The organism is Pontibacter amylolyticus, from assembly GCF_014638845.1.
Taxonomy (GTDB): Bacteria; Bacteroidota; Bacteroidia; order Cytophagales; family Hymenobacteraceae; genus Pontibacter; species Pontibacter amylolyticus.
Genome location: NZ_BMFP01000005.1, coordinates 519320 through 525915 on the forward strand (window position 1 = coordinate 519320; position 6596 = coordinate 525915).

A 6596-nucleotide genomic window follows, 5' to 3' on the forward strand; every position below is an offset into this window, starting at 1 on the left:
TTTGGGGCCCCTTGCTCTATACCTGCAATTTTCGCCGATTTGTTTAGCTGAGAGGATAATCTTCTGTAAATTTAGAGAGCGTCTTATTCTTTCACTTACCAGTGCCTGCCATGCGGATTTTTTTGCTGCTGTATACCTGTCTGCTATTTGGCTCTCTCCGGATTGCGCCCCATGCAAGGGCACAGGAAAGCACAGCGGCTACGCAGCAAGGACAGACCGCAGCGCAATCATCTCGCAACGCCCCCCAGAACACTGAAGGTACTCAAAGCGAATTTGCTACTTCGTCGGTTCTGGGTACAGGCAGTTGGTATAAGATCGGCGTCACCGAGTCAGGTATACACCGCATCGACAGGGCGCTGCTGCAGTCGCTGGGCATCAATACCCAACAGTTCGACCCGCGCACGCTGCAGCTTTTTGGCAACGGCGGCGGCATGCTCCCCCAGCCCAACAGCGCCCCCCGTCCTGATGACCTGCAGGAAAACGCCATCTGGGTGGCAGGTGAGGCCGACGGGAAATTCGACGAGGCAGATTATGCGCTGTTTTATGCGCAGGGCCCACATACGTGGCAGCACACGGGGGATAACCCAGCTTTTCGGCACAGCCATAACATCTATTCAGACACCGCTTATTACTTTATTCGCGTCGGGGCAGGCAAAGGCCTCCGGGTAAGCCAGCGCGAACAGACAAATGCATCAGGCACAGCCATCAGCACTTACAACGAGCGCCTTTACCACGAGCGTGACCTGAAGAATATGGTGTACTCCGGCCGGGAATGGTATGGCGAGGATTTCAGCGCTTTTACAACTTCCCGTGAGATCAACCTACCTGTATCGGACCTGGTGCCGGGTTCTGAGGTGAAACTTTCCGCTTTCCTGATGGCCAACTCCTCAGCAGAGAGCTCCTATACCTTGCGCCTCAACGGCCATACCTTGGGCACCCAGACAATCAGCGGACGCGGCACTTTCCCTTATCATCCGGAAGGCATTAATAGCACCAGCACCTATACCTTAAACCAGCAGGCACTCGGGCAGCCGAAGGAAGTAAAGGTAGGCATCAGCTTTAGCACAGGCAGCAACGCCACAGCGCTTGGTTTCCTGAATTACCTGACTCTCCACTACGAGCGTCAGCTCAAGCTTTACGGTGACCAGACCAGTTTCCGCTCCATCGCCAGTATGGCTAATCCGGTGAGCACTTTCCGTTTAACGGGCATACCCGCCACCACACAGGTATGGGATGTGACAGACCCGCTGCGCCCCGTGGTGCAGCAGACCACTGCCTCAGGAGTCGATCTGCTTTTTAGCGCCCCAACTGAAGTGCTACGGGAGTTTGTGGCTTTCAAAAACAACACCGGCCTCAAACCCAAAGCCTTTGGCAAAGTAGCCACCCAGGACCTGCACAGCCACAACCTCGACGGCCGCCTCGATCTAGTTATCCTGACGCATCCCCGTTTTCTGCAGGAGGCCAACCGACTGGCAGCCCACCGCCGGCAGCACAGCCGCCTGGAGGTTGCCGTCGTTACCACCACGCAGGTATACAACGAGTTTTCATCGGGCGCCCAGGATGTAACGGCCATTCGTGACTACATGCGCATGCTCTACAGCCGCAGCAGCAAGCAGGGCGATGATGTGCTATACCTGCTCCTTTTCGGTGATGCGTCTTACGATTACAAAAACCGGCTGCCCAACAACACGAACTTTGTGCCGGTGTACCAGTCGCGGCAGTCGCTGCACCCCATTATCAGCTATTCTTCCGACGATTATTATGGCTTTCTGAATGAGCACGAAGGCGAGTGGGCCGAGAACAGCGCAGGCGACCATTTGCTCGACATTGGTATAGGTCGACTGCCTGTCAAAACACCAACAGAAGCCACTACGATGGTTGACAAGATCATTGCTTACGACAGCCCGGAGCATTTCGGGAAGTGGCGCCGGCAGGTGACGTTTGTAGCCGACGACGGTGACTATAACGAGCACCTGAACGACGCCGAGTTCCTGAGCAGTTACCTGGAGCGCGAGCACATCAACTACAACCCCAACAAGGTATACCTGGACCTGTACCCGCAAGAAACCGTGGGCAGCAGGCAACAGGCTCCTGCGGCCGCCGCGGCCATCGACAAGGCTGTGGAGCAGGGCTCGTTAATCGTGAACTACACCGGCCATGGGAACGAGGTGAGTTGGGCCTGGGAGCAAATCCTGACAGCGCCGCAGATAAGCAACTGGCGGAACAAAGACAGGCTGACCTTTCTGCTCACGGCCACTTGCGAGTTTGGCCGCTACGACGACCCCAGGCGCTCCTCTGGTGCTGAACTCGCGCTGCTGAACCCGATGGGTGGCGCCATTGGCCTGCTCACGACAACACGCCCCGTTTTCTCGAGTGATAACCGCATCCTCAACCGCAACTTCTTCAAAGTGGCACTCCATCCGGTAAATGGCCGTATGCCCCGCCTTGGCGACATCGTGCGGCTCACCAAGAACATCAGCATGACCGAAACAGGTGGCTCAAGAGGTGTAAACAACCGCAACTTTACGCTACTGGCCGATCCTTCACAGCAACTGGCCTATCCTGATCTGAAAGTCCACATTACCGAAATTGATGGTCGTTGGGCTTCCTCCGACACCCTTACAGCGCTGGGCAAGACGAATATGAAGGGCATAGTTGCACACGCAGATGGCAGCATTGCAACGGATTTTGAGGGTACCCTGCACATCACCGTTTTCGAGAAACCAACTACCCGTCGCACGCTGGGCGATAACACACCGGAGCGCCGGGACGAACCCGCTATGCCTGGTGGCAAGCAGCCTGTACCGGTTCAGCTGCACGAGAAGGTGGTGTATGATGGGCAGGCAACTGTCAGATCGGGCACTTTTGAGCTGAGCTTTGTCGTCCCAAAAGACATCGAGAGCCGTTATGGCGCTGGCAAGATCAGTCTGTATGCCAACAGCGCAACTTACGAGGCTATGGGAGCCGACACCGCCATAGTCATCGGAGGCACAGCCACAGGTATAGCCCTGGACAACACACCTCCTGTGGTCAAGCTGTTCATGGATGACGAGTCATTTGTATCTGGTGGTTCCACAAGCCAGAACCCCGTACTGCTGGCCAGGCTTTTCGACGAAAACGGGCTGAACACGGCAGGTATAGGATCGGGCCGCGAGATGCTCGCCATACTGGATGAAGGCACCAACCACGCCATTGTGCTTAACGATTACTATACCGCCGATCGCGACAGTTACCAGTCCGGCACTATCCGTTACCCGTTCAAGGATCTGCCTGAAGGTCGTCATACCCTGTCGCTAAAGGCCTGGGATACGCACAACAATTCAGCCGAAGAGCAGCTGGAGTTTATCGTGTCCAACAACGAAAAGCTGACCATCACACAACTGCTGAATTACCCGAACCCCTTCTCGACAAACACAACGTTTCATTTCGACCATAACAGAGCGGGCGAAAACTTAGATATCCATATACAGATATTTACCGTATCAGGACAATTGGTAAAGACGCTGCAGGGCACAAGTAATGCCAGTAAGTCGCACTTATCCGAGATAACCTGGAACGGGAGAGACGAATTTAACAGTACATTAGCCCGCGGCGTATACGTTTACCGAATCATTGTACGTTCTCAATATGATGGAGCCACCGCTACAAGTTTTGAGAAACTTGTGCTCCTGAATTAGTAAAATCCTATAATATTTCTATATTTGATTTTGCATCAACACCCTCTATATGTATAAGAAAAATTTACTTGTAAAAGCCACTGCATTTGTGGCTGCATTCTTCTCAGTGCACTTCGCATCAGCACAAACATCTACCATAGGACAGGACTCCCGCACCGTAACCACAGCCGTTCCAATCCTGACAGTAGCCCCTGATGCACGGTCTGCCGGTTTGGGTGATGCAGGTGTTGCCCTTAGCCCGGATGCGAACGCACCACACTGGAACCCAGCCAAATTAGGCTTTGTGCAGAATGACATGAGCGTGAGTTTTTCTTATTCTCCCTGGTTGCGCAACATTGTAGACGATATGTCGCTCAGCTATCTCTCAGGCTACAAAAAGCTTTCCGAGACATCGGCTATTTCAGCCTCGCTTCTATACTTTGACCTGGGTGATATTCAGTTCATCGACGCCAACGGCAATGACATCACGGAGTTTTCTCCTAAGGAGTATGCACTGTCAGTTGCCTACGGACAGGCCTTGAGCGAATACTTCAGCTTAGGTATAGGCGCCCGCTTTATCCGCTCCAACCTAGCCGGCAACGTGACCATAGGAGGCGGTGCCTCTCCATTCGAATCGAAGCCGGGCAATACAGCCGCTGTGGACGTGGGCGTGTACTACAACCGTGATATTAGCCAGACGCTGAACCTTGGTTTTGGTGCCAACATCTCTAACATCGGTGGCAAGATTGCCTATACCAATGGTGACCAAAAGGATTTTCTGCCAACAAACCTAAAATTAGGTACCGCAATTACGTATAACCTTGATCAGTACAACTCCCTCACCCTGGTGCTGGATGCTAACAAACTGCTGGTACCATCGCCAGGTGCTGACAGCACACAGACTGTCATCAGTGGTATCTTTACCTCATTTGGCGATGCGCCGGGCGGTTTTAGCGAAGAGTTACAGGAGATCAATTTCTCCGGAGGTATAGAGTACTGGTACAACAACCTGTTTGCTGCGCGTCTTGGTTATTTTTATGAAAACCCGGAGAAGGGCAACAGAAAGTATATCTCAACAGGTGTAGGATTGCGCTACCAGAAATTTGGAATAGACGCGGCCTACCTGATTCCGAGCGAAAGGGGCAACCCCCTGGCTGAAACGATTCGTTTCAGTCTGTCGCTAAACTTAGATTAAAAACTAATTACAGAATGCTTGATAGAACAAAAGCACCAGAAATACATGAAATAGAAGCAGTCACGCTACAGATAGCTGAGGTAAGTCACTTAAGCAATGGTGCCAGACTGCATTATATAAAAAGCGAAACCCAGCCTGTGATCAGGCTGGATTTTGTTTTTAAGGCGGGCAAGTGGTATGAAGACCGTGCCGGCCTGGCTGACCTGACCGGTAAGATGCTCTTTGAAGGCAGCAAGAATTACACGGCCAAGCAGATCGCTGAAAAAGTAGCCTACTACGGTGCCTCCTTTGAGAACAACCATGGCTATGATCGGTCGGAGTTTACGCTCTACTGCCTCAGTAAGTACGTACCAGAGCTACTGCCTTTGGTATTGGATGTGCTGCAGAATCCGGTGTTCCCGACAGAAGAATTTGAGCTTTTACGCAAACGAAACAAGCAAAACCTAAAGGTACAGCGCCAAAAGAACAACTACCTGGCTACACACAGCTTTACAAAACTGGTTTATGGCGACAACCATCCGTATGTATTCGGTCTTGATGAGAATGCGCTGGATACAATCGACAAGGACGAACTAGCAAACTTTTACAGGAACAGGTATAGCACAGACCAGCTGGAGGTTTTTGCCTGTGGTGCCATTGACGAAGAACTGGAGAAACTCCTGGAAAAAGAAATTGCTACGCTGCAATTAACAGGGGCACCAAGTGAGCTTTCAGTTACGAGTAGCCACCTTGCCAAGCACGAAGATTTTGTCCTGATGCCCGAAAGTCTACAATCCTCTATCCGGTTGGGCAGGCAGTTTCCATTGATTGGACACGAGGATTACCATAAGCTAATCGTGTTGAATGAGTTACTGGGCGGATACTTCGGCTCCAGGCTAATGCGCAATATCCGGGAAGACAAAGGCTATACCTATGGCATCTACTCTGCTATATCGCCGAAGGAGCAGGATAGCCTATTTTTCATAGGCACGGATGTAAACTACGAGGTGACTGATAAAACGATTGCAGAGATCCATAAGGAGATAAAACAGTTACAGGAAGAGTTAGTACCGGAAGACGAACTGCAAACTGTAAAGAGTTATATGCTCGGCAAATTCCTAAACGATATAGCCACTATTTTCGAACAGGGCGACAGGTATAAACGCATTGTGCTGCATAAGCTGCCTTATGAGCATTATAACAATTACATCAGCACCATTAGGGGTGTTACGGCGGAAGAATTACGCGAACTCGCAAACCAATACTTAGGACTGGAAACTTTAAAGACTGCCATTGCAGGTAAAAGGCCCGACTGATGCTGACGAAATCATCAACTAACGTATGCTATCCAAAACAAAGAAGGCTGCCTAAAATATGGGCAGCCTTCTTTGTTTGGAATTGGTTCTACTTGTGAAATACATCAGTAAACCTCATTAATCTATGAGTATTATCAGCAATGGGTGTCAGCAGCGGCGTGAGTCCAAAGTCAAGGATTAGTCTTTTATACTGGTGAGTTTATCCTTCAGCGTCCCAACTAGAATCAATAACGCGAGCCTCTTAATAACCTTCAGCTCTATGTTGTCTTAGTGACGGGTTCGCAGATCAGCTAATTTTATGTTTAATCGGTTTCTGATATCGAACTCCTGCAGGATATGGATGCTCGCTAGCCCTGATCGATAGTTTTATGCTTTAGCCGTTGCCTCTTTCCCACACGGTTTGGGGCTGCTGTAAACGGCAACAGCCCCTGGCTCTTTTCAGAGTCAGGG

At 51.1% G+C, this 6596-nt stretch carries 3 protein-coding genes; all 3 read left to right on the plus strand.

What is annotated here, in order from left to right; all coding sequences use genetic code 11:
- The first annotated feature begins 110 nt into the window (after window positions 1-110).
- Genes porU through IEV97_RS15155 form a run of 3 tightly spaced genes read left to right on the plus strand, consistent with a single transcriptional unit; the run spans window position 111 to window position 6146 of the window.
- The gene (porU, locus tag IEV97_RS15145; protein WP_188502310.1) at window positions 111-3677 is read left to right on the plus strand and encodes a type IX secretion system sortase PorU; all 3567 of its coding nucleotides are present in this window, start codon (window positions 111-113) and stop codon (window positions 3675-3677) included.
- A 49-nt stretch (window positions 3678-3726) separates the two neighbouring features.
- Complete coding sequence (porV, locus tag IEV97_RS15150; RefSeq protein WP_188502311.1) at window positions 3727-4851, plus strand: type IX secretion system outer membrane channel protein PorV; 1125 nt, start codon at window positions 3727-3729, stop codon at window positions 4849-4851.
- 14 nt (window positions 4852-4865) lie between these two features.
- Window positions 4866-6146, plus strand: coding sequence for a M16 family metallopeptidase (locus tag IEV97_RS15155; RefSeq protein WP_188502312.1), 1281 nt, complete (start codon window positions 4866-4868; stop codon window positions 6144-6146).
- Window positions 6147-6596 lie beyond the last annotated feature (450 nt).